Origin of the sequence: Paraglaciecola sp. 2405UD69-4 (assembly GCF_047525415.1) — a bacterium.
Classification (GTDB): Bacteria; Pseudomonadota; Gammaproteobacteria; order Enterobacterales; family Alteromonadaceae; genus Paraglaciecola.
Window position 1 is genome coordinate 1 of sequence record NZ_JBLIXM010000004.1, and the last position, 19,947, is coordinate 19,947.

Annotated in this window: 15 protein-coding genes; 7 read left to right on the forward strand and 8 right to left on the reverse strand. The window is 38.2% G+C overall.

The features are described from left to right. The 7 genes from ACMUMK_RS14030 to ACMUMK_RS14060 all read left to right on the forward strand — a co-directional run. On the forward strand, positions 1–139 hold a 139-nt coding region (locus tag ACMUMK_RS14030), incomplete at its 5' end, for an integrase core domain-containing protein (RefSeq protein WP_414702016.1). A gap of 327 nt (positions 140–466) precedes the next feature. Continuing rightward, positions 467–2,062, forward strand: a complete 1,596-nt coding sequence (locus ACMUMK_RS14035; protein WP_414701775.1) for a site-specific integrase — start codon at positions 467–469, stop codon at positions 2,060–2,062. Continuing rightward, a complete protein-coding gene (locus tag ACMUMK_RS14040) occupies positions 2,055–3,926 on the forward strand; it encodes a hypothetical protein (RefSeq protein ID WP_414701776.1) in 1,872 nt (623 codons plus the stop codon). The genes ACMUMK_RS14035 and ACMUMK_RS14040 overlap by 8 nt, the downstream gene beginning before the upstream one ends. Further along, positions 3,923–5,905: a hypothetical protein gene (locus ACMUMK_RS14045; protein ID WP_414701777.1), complete on the forward strand. Its 1,983-nt coding sequence runs from the start codon at positions 3,923–3,925 to the stop codon at positions 5,903–5,905. The genes ACMUMK_RS14040 and ACMUMK_RS14045 overlap by 4 nt, the downstream gene beginning before the upstream one ends. Continuing rightward, a complete protein-coding gene (locus ACMUMK_RS14050) occupies positions 5,898–6,350 on the forward strand; it encodes a hypothetical protein (protein WP_414701778.1) in 453 nt (150 codons plus the stop codon). Before ACMUMK_RS14045 ends, ACMUMK_RS14050 begins: the two co-directional genes overlap by 8 nt. Positions 6,351–7,051: 701 nt before the next feature. After that, on the forward strand, positions 7,052–7,228 hold the full coding sequence (locus ACMUMK_RS14055; RefSeq protein ID WP_414701779.1) for a hypothetical protein: 177 nt from the start codon (positions 7,052–7,054) through the stop codon (positions 7,226–7,228). Between the two features lie 88 nt (positions 7,229–7,316). After that, entirely contained in the window at positions 7,317–7,592 is a 276-nt protein-coding gene (locus ACMUMK_RS14060; RefSeq protein ID WP_414701780.1) for a hypothetical protein, read from the forward strand. A 19-nt stretch (positions 7,593–7,611) separates the two neighbouring features. Here the strand turns inward: ACMUMK_RS14060 and ACMUMK_RS14065 are convergent, their stop codons facing one another. From ACMUMK_RS14065 to ACMUMK_RS14100, 8 genes are all read right to left on the reverse strand, one after another. Continuing rightward, complete coding sequence (locus tag ACMUMK_RS14065; RefSeq protein WP_414701781.1) at positions 7,612–7,791, reverse strand: hypothetical protein; 180 nt, start codon at positions 7,789–7,791, stop codon at positions 7,612–7,614. 123 nt (positions 7,792–7,914) lie between these two features. After that, positions 7,915–11,121, reverse strand: coding sequence for a type I restriction endonuclease subunit R (locus ACMUMK_RS14070; protein ID WP_414701782.1), 3,207 nt, complete (start codon positions 11,119–11,121; stop codon positions 7,915–7,917). Between the two features lie 11 nt (positions 11,122–11,132). After that, positions 11,133–13,232: a DUF262 domain-containing protein gene (locus ACMUMK_RS14075; protein WP_414701783.1), complete on the reverse strand. Its 2,100-nt coding sequence runs from the start codon at positions 13,230–13,232 to the stop codon at positions 11,133–11,135. 36 nt (positions 13,233–13,268) lie between these two features. Further along, entirely contained in the window at positions 13,269–15,119 is a 1,851-nt protein-coding gene (locus ACMUMK_RS14080; RefSeq protein ID WP_414701784.1) for a P-loop NTPase fold protein, read from the reverse strand. Positions 15,120–15,129: 10 nt separating this feature from the next. After that, the gene (locus ACMUMK_RS14085) at positions 15,130–16,323 is read right to left on the reverse strand and encodes a restriction endonuclease subunit S (protein WP_414701785.1); all 1,194 of its coding nucleotides are present in this window, start codon (positions 16,321–16,323) and stop codon (positions 15,130–15,132) included. Continuing rightward, positions 16,323–17,960 carry a type I restriction-modification system subunit M gene (locus tag ACMUMK_RS14090; protein ID WP_414701786.1) on the reverse strand — a complete coding sequence of 546 codons (1,638 nt, stop codon included), beginning with the start codon at positions 17,958–17,960 and terminating at the stop codon, positions 16,323–16,325. The genes ACMUMK_RS14085 and ACMUMK_RS14090 overlap by 1 nt, the downstream gene beginning before the upstream one ends. A gap of 73 nt (positions 17,961–18,033) precedes the next feature. Further along, positions 18,034–19,308 carry an N-6 DNA methylase gene (locus tag ACMUMK_RS14095; RefSeq protein WP_414701787.1) on the reverse strand — a complete coding sequence of 425 codons (1,275 nt, stop codon included), beginning with the start codon at positions 19,306–19,308 and terminating at the stop codon, positions 18,034–18,036. Continuing rightward, on the reverse strand, positions 19,308–19,904 hold the full coding sequence (locus ACMUMK_RS14100; protein WP_414701788.1) for a restriction endonuclease subunit S: 597 nt from the start codon (positions 19,902–19,904) through the stop codon (positions 19,308–19,310). The genes ACMUMK_RS14095 and ACMUMK_RS14100 overlap by 1 nt, the downstream gene beginning before the upstream one ends. Positions 19,905–19,947: the final 43 nt, after the last annotated feature.

The window sequence follows — 19,947 nt, forward strand, 5'->3', positions numbered from 1 at the left end:
CCTAGAAGAGCTAAGGCAGCTTATCGATGAATCAATATTGATATACAATGAATTGAGGCCGCACTTGAGTTTAGGAATGAAAACACCAAACCAAGTGCATAAAAAAGACCAGGAGCAAAAGCTACTGGCCTTCAATTAAAACCGTCAACGTATTTTAGGACGGGACATATGCAGTGAAGCCGATTATTTTGAACGCCAAACAACCTTTAATTTTATGTCTAATTCCCAAATATTTCGCAGGTAAATAAATTTATACCATACCGTTAACTCTATCAATCCAGCGACCCAAATACATCTTACAAACTTTGTGGTCTATCACTTCAAAATAAATGATTTACAAAAATTATCAATATGAACGACTTTGTCAATCTTTTCTTTTAAATCAATGACTTATGCAAGGGAATGCTTCCATTTCCTGTTTTCGGTGATTATTATGTATACACTTTAAATAGTGAGAATTTACATTATGGTAAGCAATGCGGTGACAAATTTAGTTGATCTACCCACACCATCAATCGATTACGAAATAGTTACAACTAAACTAAAACCTTTCACTTATAAAAACCCCATTGTAGTGATAGACGACAATGGTGAGCCGCAGGTTTCTTTTAGTAGAAACAACCATGTTCACATTAAACAAATCACATTTTTAAACCTTGTTGGCAGGGATGGGAAGGGCAATGTTGTTTCTTACCACCCGTTAGAACAAGTAAACCGCTTTCTCATGGCGCATCATATCAATGACGGAAGAGAGGAGTCTGATCAATACGCAAAAGGGCTAACCCATTACTTTTCATTTTTAATTCGTCTGCAAAAAAAGTGGGATGAAGAATTCGATGAATTTTTGTTTGATGAGCTTGTTGACTTGCCACGACCAGAATGGAATTTCATGGCAACACGCAAAGATCAGCGCCTTACATATCAGTATCGAGCTGCACTAAAGTACTCTGTATTAAAAGAGCCTGACCCCAGAATATCACTAGCGAGAACAACGGCCACTGCATACATGAACGCGGTCGTGAAATTCTATTCTTTTCATCTTCGTGATGGTCTCCAATTTAATAATCCACCTTTCGAGCATGAGATTATAAAACTTCATTTTGAAGCGGGGGCTACTAGTATGAAAGCTTATATGACCAAAGATGTACATACATCAGACCTTCGACTCAATTTCCCCAGGAGCAAGCGTAATAATGGTGAAGCTGGAGAACCAGGCAGAAGAGATTTGCGCCCACTGACTAATCAACAATGGTCAGAGGTCGAGATGATCCTGCTCCGTACCAAGCGAGTGGTGAAAAACGTCAAAGGTCGTTTGCAGTTTGTAAATTTGGCTGAAGAATACTGCATCTTTTTTCTGGTCTCTCGCTTTACTGGTTTGAGGAAGGAAGAAGTGGCGAGTTTACATAGTGGTCAGATAGTAAAGCCACCTTCAAACAAACCTATGCTTAGGATTGGAGTCGGTGATGAATATGGATCATTAACCAAATCAAAAGATGGAACCAATAAATCTAGAAGGACAATTATTCCAAGTGCAACTATGCGATTGCTCTACCAATATATTCGTTCAACACGCTATCTGAAACGATTAGCAAAATTTAGGGACTTATGCAAAGCGAAGCGAAATGCAGGCGAAGCAGCTTTCTTTGATAGTGTTGATGGTGTTGACGAAAATAAGAATTATGTATTCATCAGTAACTCAGGAATGCCGTTTTTCTTAAAGCTAAACGAGTTGAATAATCGCTGGAGCGAAATACGAAACACTGTGAAGTTGGCCTTAGGTCAAGAAATGCAAGGATCTTGTCATAACCTGCGCCCCACTTTCGCAGTTGCTTTATTTAGAATTTTGTTAACGAAAATGACTGCTGATAAATCCTTAGCAGCAGTCGCCGACGTTCTAGGACACGATGATTTTGACACGACACTAAAGTATCTGAAAATCGCACAAGATGAGCCTACCGGCGATGAGATATATGAAGATGTACTAGATTATTTAGGCGTCTTTGACGATTTTGGTGATGAAGTGGATAGTGTTACACATTATGAAGTAAAGAATAATGGCTGATTTCATCGACTCAGAAGAGTCCAATTCATCCCCACCAAATAAGCGTCGAAAGCCCGCACGTGTAAGCAGTGACATGGTTGCTCCCTCAGCTAATCTCGAACCACTGAAAATTGAGGATATGGTTTTAGTTAGTGAGACAAAGGGGCGCTCTCATTTTAAACGCCTTAAGTATAATGGTTGTCCCTCTAGGCTAAATGGGGGTCATCCCCATAAACTGCTCGATATGAATAGAGATGATTTTGTTCGTCAAATGTACCGATTATTTAAACCTAATTTCAATGCTACTTGGAAAACGCATTTTGATAACCTTTGCAGGTATATAGCGTGGTTGGATACTACTAAACAGCGCTCAATTGATGGTGATTATTTTCACAACGATTTAGTAAAGCTGTACATGCAGCAATGGGATACCTGGGTTAAACAGAATAAATTTTCTATAGCCACTTGGATGGTTTCGAAAGCTTTGTTTTCAGCAATTTACAAGGCGCAAGGCCGATATGATGATGCCAAACGATTACCATCAATCAAAGGATTGCAGAAAGGGGCAAACCCGCACAAAGGTCTTCATGTTGAAAGCGAATTAAAGCCAACGGCCAAAGCATTGTTTAGAGGTTTTAAGGCCTTAGCTCTGCACATAGAAGAAGATTCTGTTCCATCTATTAATCCAATATGGGATGAAAAACTTCTAAATTTGCAAGCAGAAATACATGGATGGAGTTCTGTTCAAAGAGGACGGAAAGTTAATGCGTTCAAAGGTAGTGTCGTTAGCAGCAAAGGAAACTGGCGAAATCAATTAACGCGCATCGCGATAATGCTCTGCTTTATGTTGACAGGCATGAATACGACTCCAATGCTTAAAATGAAACGAAAAGATGTAAAGTTTAAGCAGATACAAGGCGGCAAGTACATCTTTGAAGCCGGAAAAGACCGAGCTCAATATCTAGAAATTGACAACGCAATAGGCTTTAGTAAGTACTCTAAAGAATTTATAGAACGTTGGCTGACTTTGTCAGCAAAGATCTCTGGTTTTGATGATGATGCCCCCTTATTTCCGTTTATAAAGCCTAGTGGCAGGATTGTGAGTTTTCATCTAATAAGCGATTCGCCCCAAACTTCTATCAACAAATTGCTTCGGTATTTGGGGCTAACAACAATTACATCTTCTATTTTACGCAAAACCAAACTCGATACTTTGCAAAAAGTGACAGAGGATATTTATCTTGTATCAATTGCCGCAAATAACAGCATCAAGACCATAGCTAAGAGCTATAGCGCAGGTTTAGATCAAGACCATCAACTCAACCTTGCGGCCGCAATGGCTGCTAAATACGAAATAGTTAAAGGTAGGCCTATAGAGAATGCCATATGCGAGGCAAAGCACAACTATCATGATGTAATAAGTGATTTTGATTACAAAAGACTCCGCAGTATGGAGCAAGCCAACAAGGAATCCCTCACGCCAACGGGTGCCCGATGTTTAGATAATAAACAAGGCGCAGCCAAACTTATCGACGAAGCGTTGAAGCGAAGTGGCATAAATATTCTAAGTGAAGAATCAGTATGTACAGACTTCTTAGCATGTTTTGAATGTGACTATCATGCACTCGTTGCAGCGGTAAATGATATTTGGCTTATGTTGTCTTTCAAAGACACTTTAGTAGAAATGAAGCAATATCCGTCAGTCAATTCTCTCCCTAAATCGCGGTATGAAAACTTATGCTTAACCATTGACTCAATTCTTATGCGTTTCAAAGAAGTATCTGAAAAAAACTTTCAGCAAGCACTTGAACAAAAAAAAACGGCTAGCCATCCTCTCTACTCAACACCACATAGCCTTAACGACCTTCTGGACCTCTTCTCATGAAAATAAATACTGAAAATAGTCTTCAAAATGGAGATCCCATCACATTTACTTCCAATGGAAAAGTTCTATCCAGACGTTACCATGACAGATGGGACTTTTCAGGAATAGAAAACAGAGCGAGTGGCAAAAAGCCTATTGTCTCCTTTAGAGCAATAGATCCTATATACAGACGGAAGATCCAAGAAACTTTGGCTGACCTATATTTTTTCTTGAAAAACAAAAATCTACAAGCGCCTACCTCTGAGCAGTTGCAGTCATGGAAGTTGGGAATGAGCCATTTAGCAGTTGCTTTAAAAACGACCCAATGGACTGAAATAGACAAGAGGATTGGATTCAGAAACTTTAAAGCGAATCTAAAGCAACTCAAACTATCACAAAATAGCTTGGATAATGTTGTTAAAGTATTAAATAAATTTTTTGAAATTGGCATTGTTAAGAGAATCATCGACGGTCGAGAGCTACTTGCATTTAAAAGTCCTAAACCGGCTAAGCAGCATATTGCGGTGCCAATTGGCATGTATAAACGACTATTGTCTTGTGTGATTTCAAATGTTGAAACCTACTATACACATCGCCATGAAATTTCGCGGGTGATGAAAGAGGCTTATGACATCAAAGGAAAAATACGCAACAAGGAAGATGTACTGAATACTGGCTTAGGTCGACCTATTATTTCTCATAGTGAAACAAGCCAAGAACAAAGAGTATATAGAGCATACAAACTATTAATCAAACATAACATCCCTAATTTTGCTATCGATCTGAGTGGGAAACAATTGGGAATTTTACAAAACTCGTGTGCAATGACGATTATGGCTTTTTCGGGAGTTCGTGTAGGTGAATTGACTAGTTTCAATGCGAAAAGCTACGAATTAAAAGAAACAGAAGTTGGCAAGGAAATTTCCGTGCTTGTTGGCAAGACAACTAAGGGTAACAACGGTATTCCTAAGACTGCTACATGGCAAACCCACCCAATAGCGAAAGATGCTTTGGAGCTAGCTTACGATATGATGGACTCATCTCGTGACTACTATAAAAGAAAAATTGAAACTATGCTTGAAAGCGGTCAGTTTACCATTGATCATTATCAGCATGCGATTAGTGAGGTCGAATCGGCATTTATTCCCACAGCCAGAGGGAAACAAAAAATCACTTTTGTATCGCAAAATATGTCGCATGCATTCAACGAGTTAATGAAGTCCTTTGATATACAGGCGCTTAAAGAAGACGTAGACGAATTTAATACCCTAAATCCTACGCGCGAAGGGACCTTAAAAGTAGGAGGCCATCTACCTAAGTTGACCCCCCACGACTTCCGTAGAACTTTTGCAGTATTTTTTAAACGGTATGGATTTGGCACGACTGCCGGTATTAAATTTCAGTACAAGCACACAAATTTGAATATGTCAGATTATTACGCAAATAACGCCGACTTAATTAGAATGCACGATGTGCTGTTAGATACAGATTTACTAAAAATAATGCAAGAAGAAGGAATCAAACTTGGGGTTGAAATTTATGATGATATTTTTAATAACTCTGAACATTTGAGTGGTGGAGGAGGTGAGCGTATTGCCCAGGACAAATTTAAAAAATTGCAAGCTGGACACAAGGTTTACATGCACACGTCAGAGATTGAACCTTTGATACGCAATGGAAGTCTGGCTGTTGTCCAATTGCCTACAGGGGCTTATTGCACTAACTCCGAGTGCGAAAGACTTTGTGGTATGGGGTTATTCGCTGGAGCTAAGAGAAAGTGTGAGCATACTGTTAATACAGACAAATCAGCCAAAGTGATGGCGCAGCAACGTAAACGCGATATCGATAAATTTAGAGGGTTGAATACAGGTGACACGAAGTGGAATAGTATTCTAGCGCGAATAAAACAAAACATTAAGGAGCTAGAAGTGGTGCTTCGAGAGCACGAAGTACCATTTGAACCATTTACCGATAGAGTGGAAGGGTTGATCAATGTCTAAGCGAGATCTGACCGAAAGCCGACTACAAGAAGCCTTACAAAGGTTGCTTAAAGGATCCCCCAAGCGAACAAAGGCTAGCGGTAGACTGACGTTAAATAAAATTAACAAAGAAGCCGGATTAGGCAACAGCTATATTCATAAATTCCCTGACTTTATTGATAGTGTGAAACCTCAAATAGATGAGTTCAACAAAAATAGAAATGCGCTTTTAGAGGTAGGCATCATATTGCCTACCTTGAACTTAACGCTAGAAGAATCACTGAAAGCAGATCTCAAGCGAGAAACAAATTTGAAAGAAAAGTATCGCCAAGAACGAGATGATTACAAAAAAGCAAAGGCTGACTTGGAAGCGCTTTGCAACTCATTAATGTTCAGAATCCATGAGTTACAACAAGATTTGCGTGAGTATATTGTTACTCCCATTAAGACAGAAAATGGACAATAAACAACGAACTCAGCATTGACCAATTGTAGTTGCCATCCTGAAAACGCTTGTTGGACTTTTTGTAACTAGCTGGTACCTGGGTTAGTCATCACGTAACCTGACACTTTTAGAATTAGAGCTGAACCAAATCTGACAGTCTCAAGTGTACGTGCTGCAGGCGGTTGCGAATCGAGTAGTCTCAGAGTCTCGAAAGGGCCAAAAAATCTATCAAATTATTTGACTACTCTCCGGACCTTTTCTACTTTAATAAATGCATAAATTGGAAGTTGACGTTTACTGAATGTGGCTAAGAGACGACTACTTCTCAAGAATTAGCTAGTCTGTTAGCGAAATATTAATTAGGGAGAGTCAAAATGCCTCAAGAATTAAATGGTTTGAAAATAGATTACGACTGGAACACAAATCAAGTCGTCTATATTAACTCCACGATAGAGAATATTCGCTTTTTAGTAGATGCAGTCCGATTCGGTGGCCGAAGTTTCACGTTGGAGCACATAGTGGCGCCGGGCGAATCTCGAATGACTGCATTGAAAACTTATGAGACCGAGACTCCCTTCATCGGATACACTCTCAAGCAGCTCGTTACCAATCAGACTCGAGAGTTTACGAATATTGAAAAAGACGACGAGAATGAGCGACAAGTAGAAGAGGTAGGAAAACTATCCCTGCTACCGAATCCTTTTTACGCGAGGTCAAGATTCATGCAATACCAAGCCTCGAATGATCTATACATTGCATACTGCAGTGATTCACCCGTGACTGCTTGTCGTGGTCCATATAGAGAATATAGAATCGACGGCACGCGCGTCCGAAACGGCCGTGCTCAGTGCGTTAGAGACTGTGGTTTGGGAATTATATGGGAGGTAACGCTGGGCTAGTGTTACTTCACCAATCATAGCTCGTATACAATCTATTATTGACGTTTATAATCGCTAATTTTTTCCAGCTCAGAAGGAGCAGCCGTACATGTCAAATATTGAAAGATTAATAATCAAACGCTCAGACGCAAAATCTACTGAAGTAACTACTTTTGTCAATCAAAGAAATCAACCCATAACAGTGACTGTAGACTATGCATTCGGTGGTTTCTCTAATGGTACATTGCAGGCCAGAGGGGATTTTTGGGAGTTGCACTGCCGCACACAAGAACCATACGACAGTTTCTGTTGGTCGCCCGAGGGCCCATGTATACCAGAGCGTGAAAACCACTGCATTGGTGGTAAAACTTATGCATTAGGTTAGTTCATGTGATTGTATTGTATTAGAACAAGCTCAGATTAGTATCTCCAATTTGAAGAGAACGAGTGTTTGCTAGTTGTTTTTTGATGCCTGTCTGGTCGAGTCGAAACTTTCGGTCAAATGTGTCAGCTTGGATATGAGCTACTACAGGTACCTCATCTTCATAAGACTTTTGAGTAGAAATAGAAAAGTATCTTTTCATGGGCACTTTTCCAAATTGACTACTGTGTGGATGCTCCCAATTTTAATAGAGCTGTCATTATGTCAATTACTCATCCAGTTCTTAGCTTTTTACCTCCTTGTATATTGATTAGGTTGTCTCGGGTCACACAGTGTAAACACTTTGCCCTTGACCAGGGTATTTTTCAAAAATATGCATATAGACTTCGCTACAGGTTTTAGGCCATAAGTCATCATCGTATGAGTCAGGTAAGTTATCTAATACTTCCTCGATCATATTTTTAACTCTGGCTTTGGTACGTTGTTTTTTACGCCAATCAATAACCAACATTTCCTGCATTTTTTCAGTTAATTCCTTAGCTATTTCTTTCACTTGGGTACGCTCTTTGTCAGTTAGTGGTGCATCTTGAATCATCAAGTCGTACACAGCTAACTCTTCTTCAGTTAAGCCTTCACGGACGGTACGTTTGTCTTCGTGCTCAAGTTCATTAATAAACTCTTGTAAACGATTAAAGAACTCTTCAGCGGTATAAGCACCTAGATTATATTGCTCTACCAAGTCTAAGAACTTTTGCTGTAAATCTTGGCGGGCTTTATTTTTTAACACCATGGGCTGTAGTTTACGTTCAATGATATTTTTCAGTCGTTCGGCGTCTGATTGCTTAGGCTTCTGAACTTTTGCCACCATAGTAGCTAGCGCATCAAAATCTATATCGGCAATATTAATCGGCTCGGGTAAATTACTTTTGATTTCAATGGTTGAAATAGACTCATCAAGTAGCTCATTTACTTGGTTACGTACTACATCAAGTACATCTTCATCATCAATTGATAAGCCTGATTTCAAACGCATTTGAGAGTAAATAATATTAATCGCGATTCGATAAGGCACATACGGGGTTGCACTATCATCAGGCATTATCGCTTTGAATATGCGGTTTATTTGACGAAGGAACGCAGTGAATTCATCCTTGTTTTTAGGCTCAAGTAGAATTTCACTGGCATCGTCTAGCAGAGTTAATTTAGCGAAACCATCTGCTGGTGATGAAATAATTGCACCTAAGTCTATATCTTTTGAATTTAGAAATACTTGTAACTCACCAATGGCAATGCCAAGGGCTGTTACTAGTTCAGATTTATCTTTAGCAGGGCTATCAAAACCAGCACCACCTTCAGCAACACCGCCACCGTACATGCCTAATGCTTGCTGAAGCGAGCTAAAGATATTGATATAATCAACAATTTGCCCAGCAGACTTGCCGGCATAAACACGGTTAGCGCGAGCAATGGTTTGCATTAACGTATGACTTTTTAGAGGTTTATCTAAGTAAAGTGTAGACACCGATGGGGCATCAAAACCGGTTAACCACATGGCGCAAACAAACACGATCCTTAAGTTATCTTGAGGGTCTTTAAACTTCTCATCGATTTTTTCTTTTAGAAAGCGTTCACGGTGTGGCTTGTAATTAAGTCCTTTTTTAGCCAGTCGTTCATCATCATTTTGACCACCAGATACAACAACAGCCATATCAATTGATGACATATGATCTATTTGAAAATTCAGCTTATTTAGACGGCTTCCAGAAGCTACCCGTGCTTGTGCTTTTAAGCTAGTTAATGTGGTTTTCCAGGCAGCTTGAACCTTGTCATACATTTTTATCGTGGTAGCTTTATCAATAGAAACAACCATGGCTTTACCTAACATACCATCAGAAAAAGGGGCGCGATTAATGTAATGTTCAACTAAGTCTTTCGCGACTGTTTCCAAGCGTTCGTCGCGGGTAATGATGTGATACGCTTTAGAAAACTCAGTTTCTAAACGAATTTGTTGTTCTTCGGTTAAATCAGCCTCATCTAATATCTCAGCAATCTCATCACCAATATCCTCATTTGATAATGATACTTCTGGTACTCGGTTTTCATAATACAAAGGTAGGGTTGCACCATCGTCAACTGCATCTGAAAAATTATAAATACTAATGTAATCACCAAACACTTCTTGTGTTTTAGCCTCTCCTGCAAGCAACGGAGTGCCCGTAAATGCCATAAACGACGCGTTAGGCATAGCATTACGCATATTCATCGCTAAAGAGTCGTATTGGCTTCTGTGGGCTTCGTCAGTAATAACAATAATATCATCACGTTCCGATAAAACCGGATAATTGCCTTTTTCATCACCTTTAAACTTTTGAATTAAGGTGAATACAAAGCGGTGATCTTCTCCAAGTAACGCTTTTAATTGAACGCCAGAATCTGCTTGGCAGTTTTCGGTAACAATACCAGCTGAATTAAATGTTTTATAAATTTGGTCATCAAGGTCTGTTCTATCGGTCACTAGAACAAACGTCCAGTTACCGGTATATTTACGGAAGGCTTTTTTACAGAAGAAAACCATTGAAAAACTTTTACCGCTACCTTGTGTATGCCAGAACACACCTAGCTGGCCTGCGCTAGATGAACTAGCGCGTTGTTTCACATTAGTTAAGCCGGATAGCGCTTGGTTAACACCAAGATATTGATGATACTTGGCAATAATTTTCACCGTTTGTTTAGTTTTTACAAACAGTACGTAGTTTTCAATAATATCGAGCAGGCGGTTTTGCTCACAGACACCGCGAATAGCAACTTCTAAACTAACTTTACGTTCCTCTTTTTCACTTTCTATTTTCTTCCATTCGGCAAAATGTTCCCATTGGCTTGATATAGAGCCAACCTTTGATTGCACTCCATTCGATAAAAGAATTAACTGATTAAAAATGAATAACTGGGAAATAGTTTTACGGTAATCGGTTAGGTTGTCTTTGTATGCGGTTAATAAGTTTTTGTGGCTTGCTTTTAGCTCTACAAATACCAGAGGAAGACCATTAACAAAACCAAGCAAATCAGGTCGACGTGTTTCAATTTCTCCGGTGATACTCATTTGGCTACAAAGTAAGAAGTCATTGTTACCGGAGTTTGACCAATCTATGTATTGAACAACGCAATCTTCTTCATCTTCAGCATTCGTTGTGTAAACATAGCCGTTAGTTAATAACCCATAAACTTCTTCATTAGCTGATATGGCCGTCATAGCGCTTCTATCACGTGCTATTTCGTCAATGGCTTCTTGAATGACTAGGGGGTTAACCTGAGGATTTAACTTTAATAGCGCAGCTTTTAACCGAGCAAATAAAACCACATCATTACGAGTTTCTCTGCCAAAAAACATTGGGTTATCGACCAAAGACTCATCATTCTCTAAGTCAAAAGCGGAGCCAAACACTTCATCCCAGCAAGTAATTATTTCCCAGTTTAATTCTGAGAATAACTGTATTGCAGGTTGTTCTACTAAAGCATCTTCCGTGTACGTCATGTAAGTAGCCTCTATCCTTCCACCTGCATATCAATAACTTGTTGTATCAATTCAATAGCATAAGGTAAATCAGCAACCTGAGTTATTTTTAACTCCACATCACCATTTCCCCACCTGCCTACATTGGTAATGTCTCTACATAAGCCTTTGGGATCATGTAAACTTGCAAATTTGCAATTTAACGACAGTCGTAAACCTGATGCTTGAGGAACAACATCTACAAAATTTGTATCTAGCTTAAAAGCAACGTAAAGCTTTAAAAACTCTTCTTTCACGTTTTCATCTAAGGCCAAAACCTGAGTTCTAAACTTTTGATATAGCTCTTTTGTAGCGCCTACAGAAATATAGGGGTGATCTTGCAATGTATATGATGATTTATGCTCTATAGTAGTTTTATAACTGTTTAAAACCGACTCATCCAAATATGGGTGCGCCCAAACTTCAGTCATCTTTTTACTTAAGAGCGAGGAGCGATTTTGTATCTGCTCTTCATTCCAGTTATCTAGTTGACTAAGACTTTGATTGAGTTTTAATGGACTTTGAGCGAAGCCACCTTCCATATCTCGTTTAATTTTAAACGGTTTATCGCTTAATTCCGAGTTATAACCAGTTAATGTTAAATTACCAATAGTGTGTAAATAGCGCTCTTGAATTAGTTGCCACTCGTCTCCTAACTCCTCTTGCCATTCAACAGATAACTCTTTGTTTTGCGGCATAACGTGCTCAATGGTGTAATCTTCCACTAATACGCGCTCTTTTCTACCAAAGTTTTCTAGGCGTCTTAACCAATAAGACTTACTACGTATGTTGTACATGTCCTTAGTGGCCAGGCAACGCTTTAATTCTTCATCTGATGGATATCGTCGGTAACTTGTTAGTTTCAATAATTCAGCTTTAAAACTCTCTAAATACTTATCTTTTTTCAGTGTTTTTCCAAAGCTTGCAAAAGTTTTGTTAAGCGAATTAGTTGGAATATCACAGATATAACGGCGAAATACATAGCTTTCGATATAGCGACAACACTGTTCAAATTCATCGAGGGTCAAAATTTTGAAATGATAATCGTGATAAAGCTCTAGAATTAAAGGATAAGCAACATCAACCTTGTACGCATTGATATCTTTAAACACTTCCAGCAATTTTGGCTCTTTTTCCAATTCCCTAACTACGGCAATATAAAATTTAGAATGTTGGTGAACGTCAGCTACGATTTCACTAATACTGACTTCTAATGAAGACGAATATTTTTTAAAACCTTCATATACATCTCCAACTCTTGGCGGCTGCCCCGTTTTTACGGTTAAGTAATCACGCATAAATTGGTTAAACAACCAACTATATTCACCGTGCCCAAATGCACTTTCCATCGGGTACCAATGGTCATTGTAAAGTTGGTTTTGCTGCTTAGGCTCTAAGCCCATTAGTACATAATTTCGAATCAGGTCGGCTTGGCTTAAATCTAAGCCAGTAGAGTTTAGGCTTTCAAAAATAAGCTGCGGGTTGTCTTTTTCTCTATCGAGTGCAATGTCAACAATGATCAACTTTTGTAAGCCAAGATATATTTGGTTTAATTGCTTTTCACTGGCACTTTGTAATTTCCGTTCAAACAACAGGTAATTTTGGATCAGTCTTAACGCAGAGTCTTCATCTTGTACTATCTTACCATCGACGATATTGCGCAGTGCTTCATCATCAGCCTTTGTTAGAATAAGCTTATAGAACAAATCACCGTCTTCCGCATCGTTGCACAAATAATACATTTTTAACTTTTTAGCGTTAGTACCATCAACAACGTTTGCGATACCATTATCAGCTCTTTTCAGTATTTCCCGTGTTAATGCCGCAATTAACAATGTAGCGGATGTTAAACGCTGTTGTCCATCAATAACTAATAATTGCGGTACGTCACTATGGCTGTACAACCCACGCTCTACATATACTACCGAGCCAATAAAATGAGCTTCTAAGTCAGTAGATCCCGCTCGTTCAATATCTTTGAACAACTGCTCACACTGATTATGTGTCCAACTATATTGACGCTGATATATAGGGATTATAAATTGCGCTGATTTCTGCAAAAATTTAAATAATCTTGTTTCCGTTGCTTTCATCAAAATCCTTATCTAATTAAAATACGTTACAATTATCTACGCATTATTTTTACTTTTTATATAAGGGCTTATCCCCGAAACAAATCTCATCATAACTAAGCCATCGATTGAGTTGTTGTTTTTATACTTTAATTCAATTTTACCTAAAACATTTTTAATCCATTCAAACTCAGATTTCATCGCGGATACATTTTGGTTTTTATATCTTTTGTGTAAAGCTCTATTCACCAAGTTTTTATTAACATTCGACAGTGACTCAAGAATCTCAATGAATTGTTGTATTGGAACACGATCTAGGACAGGTTTATAAGCAAAAGATTCTCTTTCTTCTGACTGGTTGCACATTAATTCTGTAAATTTTTCTACATTATTGCTCATCAACTCCAAAAGATTAGGTATTTTATTTTCTCTCTGCTGAGCTTGATAGGCATATACTTGTTCATTTAAAAAAGTACTAAATTCTTGAAACTCTTTGACCCCATCACTAATAAAGGTAAATCCTCCAAATGAATCAAGATCATGTTCAGGATTAAGTGAATCAGGAATGTCGAATTTGTTATTCCTGACGGCCTCAATGACAATCTTTTTAGCTTCATCTAAAACATCGCTTGTAGATTTGGAAATTAACTTCATTTTTGCCAAATATAGATAGGTACTAACAACCTGTTTAACTGCTCCCACTTCTAATATTTCATCATTAGAAAACGAATTCCAAGTTGAAACTTTAAGAGCATCAAATTCACTTTGTTCTAAATCAAACAACCTCAGCAGTTTTTTCCATTCAGGCGAATTATTATTCTGAAAATACAACGATTTCATCAACGCACTATTAACTTTTTCTTTGTCAAAAATTCCTTTTTTAAACCAGTCTTGCCAATCGCTAACGTCAATCAAGGTTTCGCGTAAATTAACAGTATACTTAGCCGAGACCTTCTTAAGATTAGCTTCTGCTTTGTCCACATCTTCATCAGGAAGCTCTAAAAAACATTCAAACCCAATAATACTTCTTAAGTCATCCACTTTGAAACTACCTGAATATATCTCCATCGAAATTACAGCATAAATCTGTAGAAAATGGCTCATCAACTCTGGGTTATTCTTTATTTTTGAATCTAGGAGAGCATATAAGCTTCTGAATTCAAGAAATATTTTTCGAAGTGAACGCAAATTTTCGTAGGATGATTGCCGATATATATTGATAAACAATTGTTTGTTTTCGAGTATCAACTTATTTAAGTCAGTATCTGTGATGATTATTTTAGAAAAAAGATCAAATACGCTATCAACATCACTTTCTAAGTGCAGTGTTTTGCCGATCAGCTTTTCTTTAATACTTGTATAAGGCTGCTTATCTGCATTTTCCTTTTCGATTAACTTTTCTTCATCAGCAATAATAATTACTTTATAGCCATTCTTTTCAACAAAATAATTGATGTAACCAAGAATTTGATTTAGCTCCATAGAACAGCGCTCTAGGTCATCAAACACTAAAATGCATTTTTTAGTATCCGTTAAGTAATCTGCCAACTTGATATCTGGAATCCCAATATTGGCTGACGTATCATCCTTTCCGTCATTATCTAAATCGAGTTTGATAGTTCCTTTTAACAGACCTTTACCTATTTTCCCGGCTAAAATCATTGATTTACTAGATAAAATTGGGTTCAGTTGCTGGAAGAATTTGTCTTCAATGGCATCAACTGACGCGACACCGTATAAACTGACAAATAGAAATTTATAGTCTTTGTGTTTCTGTATAAATTCTTCAACAAAATGTGACTTACCACACCCCCAACTACCTTTTAACAAAACGGCATATTCAGGTTCTACTGTTAATTTACAGTAGGTATCTAGGGCTTGATAAACGTGCTTATTAATTTCAGACATAGTTAATCCATTAAAGCTCAATTTGTCCTGAGATAAGTTTGGGTAACAACATATCTCTTTGTTGTTTAAGATTTTGATTTCTTCTTGAGAGGTTGAAAATACTTTTAAACATCGGTTTAACCATTTGGGTAAATTCATTCATTAACTCTTTTGGTGGTACCGCCAGATAATATGAGGCAAAGCAATCGTTGTGAACACGTTGACGGCCAGTTGCGCCAGTCATGCTTTGAATAGCGTGTTCACGGAAGTTATTACTCCTCGATAGCAAGTAAATATACTCTGAGCTTAAGTATTCACTTTCACGTAAGACAATGAACTCTGTAGAACCAAACCCGACAGGTTGTTTTGATGTTAAAAACTGTACATAACCGGTTTTACCATTTTGTAGGCAAGGGGTGATCCTAGCAAATAATGTGTCACCATTAATAAACTTAGCGCCACTGTTACCTGTTTTTTCGATAATATCACCAATAACCATTGAACCTTGAGATAAGCCACTCATACCAACAAATGGTTTTTCGCCTTCTTTCTCTAGCTTAGTTTTAGGGTTAATAGTGATTGCTTCAGCGGCACTTTTAACTTCCCACCCCTCAGGAATTTGACCTAGAGGCGAGTCTATGAGTTTTGGATTGCCGTCTGCATGAAGGTTATCTTCGTGGTTTGGGTAACGGAAGTTAACAAACCATTCGCGATAAAGTGATTGCGCCATGTCTTCTAAAATAGCGATACGGCGGTTGTTGTTTTCGATTAAGTTGTCGTAGTTCGATAAATTCTCAACAATCTGATCCTGTGCATCTTTGTTAGGTAAGTTAAATTCAAGGTTATCTAGTGTAGTTTTAGTTAAAAAACGTGTTGCAGAGCCTGTTGAGAAACTCTTTAATAAATTTAATTTAAGCTCAATACAGTAATATAGATATCTAATATTCAAATACTCTGAGTCTAAAGCTTTAATAACGTAAGTCCTTTGATAAGCATCAAACTTACCATTAAAGTATTTTACAGGATATTCCGCGTTTGCATTATTACCAGCCAAAAGCACACATTCACAATCGAATGACCAAGTATTAGTTCTAAATGTTTCTCTTGAGCATGTGAAAAAAGGAAATTCCCCCCCCTCGACCGCCGCGTTTGAGTTTAAGCGTCCAGTTTTAAAGGAAGCTATATCTGAGAGTTTAACTACGTTATATTCAGAAGGGGTACCCATTAAGCCGCTCCAATGATTTTACTAACACTTAATGAAATTGATGCTTCTAATTCATGTGCCTCAGCATTCAACACTTCTAACTCTTCCTGTAATGCTGTTAATTTAATAGCAAAATCTTCATCACTTTCTTGTTCACCTTCGGCAACACCGACATATCGGCCAGGATTTAAGCTATAACCTTGTTCAATTATTTCTTCTTTGGTAGCAACTTTACATAAGCCTGCAACATCTTGATAAGTTAGTTCGCCATTGTCATTAGCAAAAAAGCTTTCTAATTCAAACTTACTGTCGTTACCTGCATCAGGATGAGTTTCAAGATAAGTATTATCAATATCTTGACCACGATATAAACGCACTATATTGGCAATAAAATTTAGTTGTTCGCTGGTGTAATCACGCACAGCACGGGTCACTTGACGGAAAATATGGCGAGCATCGATAAACAATACTTTGTCTTTGTTATGTGCAGGTTTGTTTTTATCTAAAAACCATAAGGCACAAGGTAAGGTTACGGTGTAAAAAAAGTTACTTGAAATGGCCACCATGACATCAACACCATCTTCTTCGATTAGCTTTTGACGGATTTCTTGCTCTGACCCTCGCGCATCACTAGCCGAGTTTGCCATAACAAAACCTGCACGACCTTTTTGGTTAAGTGCTGAGTAAAACATTTGAATCCAAAGGTAGTTGCCATTGTCATTACGTGGCATACCATAAGGAAAACGGTGTTTATCACCTTCTAAACGGTCTTTTTGGATTTCATTCACGTTAAACGGAGGGTTAGCCATTACATAATCAAACTGACCGTATTGTTTACCGTCAATGATATCACCTTTGGCTAGCTCGAACGGGTCTTCGTAATAAGAGTTACCTTCACGGATATCACCTTGTAAACCATGTACTGCAAGGTTTAGCTTAGATAAACGAACCGTATCGCCTGTTTTTTCTTGCCCGAATACAGACAACTCATCAGAGGCATCTTTATTATGTTTTGCCACAAAGTCGGCAGAGCTGATAAACATACCACCACTACCACAAGCAGGATCGAATACTTTACCGTGATAAGGTTCAATCACTTCAGTAATTAACTTTACTAATGCTGAGGGCGTGAAGAACTCACCACCGCCTTGACCTTCTGTTTTGGCAAATTCATTAAGGAAGTATTCGTAAATACGGCCAAAAATATCTGAACCAAGGCTGAAGTCGATGTCGTTGAAGTTTTTAAGCAAGCTTTTGAGTATATCGTTTTCAAAGCGAGTATAAGTTTTAGGCAGGGCATCTTTAATTGCTTCGTTGTCAGCTTCTAGTGCCTTCATGGCGTTGTTAACATTAACACCAATGTTTGAGCCTTCTGGTAGTGTCAATAAATTCGAGTAAAGAGCATCATCCGGCACGTACATTGCGCCTTCGGCTTGGATCTTCGACTTGATGTCTCCACTTCCACGACGACGAGAGCCTGCTTGTTCTTCAATTTTATTTTTTGCTAGGCTAAAACGGTATTCAGCATACTTGAGGAAAATTAACCCTAGTATTGGGCGGGAATACTCTTGCGCAGTTAAGCCGGTGTTGGCACGTAATGAATCTGCTGCTGACCATAATCGTTTTTCTAATTCTTCTATCTTTTTAAAATCTGCCATTTTTATAATCCTTCTATAATTCCCTTTATTTAAAGGGTAATGTATCAAATATGAGTGTGAGTATGTGACTAGCTTATTGATATTTCGCCAGTAATGTTTTCAACGCCTTTTGAGATTGTTCAAACTCAACTTGATAGTTATTTAGTATTTTTAGCTCTTGGGCTATATCTAACTCTTCGACTGCAATGTGCTTTATGATGTATCGTGAAATACTTAATTCATTATTTTGCTGTCTAATTTCAGGCATAAATACGGCTTTGTAACGCTCGTCGTCAGCTCGCTTCCCAGCCGCTAAATCAGCGATTAAAGCGGCATCTTGTTCTGAAATAGCTATACGGTTTTTGCTATTTGTACCTATTTCACTGGCATCAACGAACACTACAGGCAAGCCAGCAGGCTTGTTTTTGTTAAGTACCAGAATGGCAGGGGGGATGCCTGTGCCATCTAGCACATTAGCGGGTAAACCAATAACAGCCTCTAGTAATTCGTTTTCTAGTAAATATTCTCTCACTTTTGCATCATAACCACCTCGAAACAAACAGCCTTGAGGTAGTAGAATATAACCTTTACCTGTGTTATTTAATTTACTTAAGGCTTGTTGTATCCATAAGCTGTCACCTGCCGTTGCTGATACAGAGTTACCTGTAGGTACTTGGATAAAAGGAGATTCCGCAAGTCTACGGCGTTCATCAGCACCAAATTTTAAAGAAAATGGCGGTTCCATCACTACAAGATCAAACTGTTTCTCATATCCAAAGGCCGACTCTAAAAGCGAGTCACCTGCAACCAACCTAAAATCTTTACCTTCTAAAATTAATAAGCGATATGCAGTTACATAAGTGCTATGAATTTTTTCTTCTAGGTAAAGCGATCCAGCATTTAAACTAGATGCAACTCTCGCTAAGCCACATGCACCGTCATACAAAGTTTTCTTACTACAGGCACCAACGAGTGCTGTGAACACTCTTTCCATATTCAGATTGGCTGAATTTACAGAGTACCTGCCAAGTGTTTGAGCACTTAACTCTCTTAGGGCGCTAGCAAGCACATCAAAGTTTGTAATAGTCGCAACAACATTAACAACATGGTTAATTATCTTTCCGTCAATTCTATAATGCTCTGGTGCTGTGCATACTTCGGTTGGGTGGATCTCTTCTAGCACCTTTCCTGCTTCTATTAGCATATCTAATTGTTTAGCATGACCACTATTTACAATAATTTGGAATGAGTCAGGATTTTCTTTTGCAATAAAAGCCACATAAGAAATCAATTCTAATGTATGTGATACTTCCATTGAGCCGCGACTACTATCCATTAAATTCCATAACTGTTTGGTTAAGTTTTCCATTATGCGGCTCCTTTCATCAATTGACTGATACAAGCTGTTGCAAGTTTCTTCTGTTGTTCAGCAAGCTTAATTGTTGCTTGATAAGCGTGGTTACTTGCATTAAAGAGCTTTGCGATTTCATGCTGTTTACTTAACTCTGGTAGCTCTATCTCTACCTTTTTAATGTTTGATAAATTTATATTCTTAATTGCTGCACCTGTACTAATGGCATCTAACATGCTCTGACCAGCAGGTGAATTAAAGTAGGCAACGAGTACCTCACCAAGTAATTGATTGTTGTTTGGTCTAAGTAAAATAAAATTGGCAGAAGCAATTACATTAAGTTTGGCAATATTTGTGGTTATATAACCCGCTCTAATTGAATTCCCTTTGGCGAGAAGCACTACATCACCTTCTTGTAATAAAAAGCGCTGAATATCCTTACCGCCTTTTATCGTTACTCGACTAAGATGCTGTTCAATAATTTCGCCGTTTAGGTTTACAGAGCTACCTGTTAGTAAGTGCAATGCACCTTCAACGTTATTTTCATTTTTTTCGAATAGTGCGTTTGTCGCACCAGTGGTTAATTCATTACATAACACCTCGATAGTTTTCATTTAAATCTCCTTTCGTTTTCAGCCTACGAATTAAGCTGTTGGA

Bases quoted from the DNA above. Each gene is read 5' to 3' on its own strand.
- ACMUMK_RS14035 (WP_414701775.1), top strand. From the start codon at position 467: ATGGTAAGCAATGCGGTGACAAATTTAGTTGATCTACCCACACCATCA.
- ACMUMK_RS14040 (WP_414701776.1), top strand. From the start codon at position 2,055: ATGGCTGATTTCATCGACTCAGAAGAGTCCAATTCATCCCCACCAAAT.
- ACMUMK_RS14045 (WP_414701777.1), top strand. From the start codon at position 3,923: ATGAAAATAAATACTGAAAATAGTCTTCAAAATGGAGATCCCATCACA.
- ACMUMK_RS14050 (WP_414701778.1), top strand. From the start codon at position 5,898: ATGTCTAAGCGAGATCTGACCGAAAGCCGACTACAAGAAGCCTTACAA.
- ACMUMK_RS14055 (WP_414701779.1), top strand. From the start codon at position 7,052: ATGCAATACCAAGCCTCGAATGATCTATACATTGCATACTGCAGTGAT.
- ACMUMK_RS14060 (WP_414701780.1), top strand. From the start codon at position 7,317: ATGTCAAATATTGAAAGATTAATAATCAAACGCTCAGACGCAAAATCT.
- ACMUMK_RS14065 (WP_414701781.1), bottom strand. From the start codon at position 7,791: ATGAAAAGATACTTTTCTATTTCTACTCAAAAGTCTTATGAAGATGAG.
- ACMUMK_RS14070 (WP_414701782.1), bottom strand. From the start codon at position 11,121: ATGACGTACACGGAAGATGCTTTAGTAGAACAACCTGCAATACAGTTA.
- ACMUMK_RS14075 (WP_414701783.1), bottom strand. From the start codon at position 13,232: ATGAAAGCAACGGAAACAAGATTATTTAAATTTTTGCAGAAATCAGCG.
- ACMUMK_RS14080 (WP_414701784.1), bottom strand. From the start codon at position 15,119: ATGTCTGAAATTAATAAGCACGTTTATCAAGCCCTAGATACCTACTGT.
- ACMUMK_RS14085 (WP_414701785.1), bottom strand. From the start codon at position 16,323: ATGGGTACCCCTTCTGAATATAACGTAGTTAAACTCTCAGATATAGCT.
- ACMUMK_RS14090 (WP_414701786.1), bottom strand. From the start codon at position 17,960: ATGGCAGATTTTAAAAAGATAGAAGAATTAGAAAAACGATTATGGTCA.
- ACMUMK_RS14095 (WP_414701787.1), bottom strand. From the start codon at position 19,308: ATGGAAAACTTAACCAAACAGTTATGGAATTTAATGGATAGTAGTCGC.
- ACMUMK_RS14100 (WP_414701788.1), bottom strand. From the start codon at position 19,904: ATGAAAACTATCGAGGTGTTATGTAATGAATTAACCACTGGTGCGACA.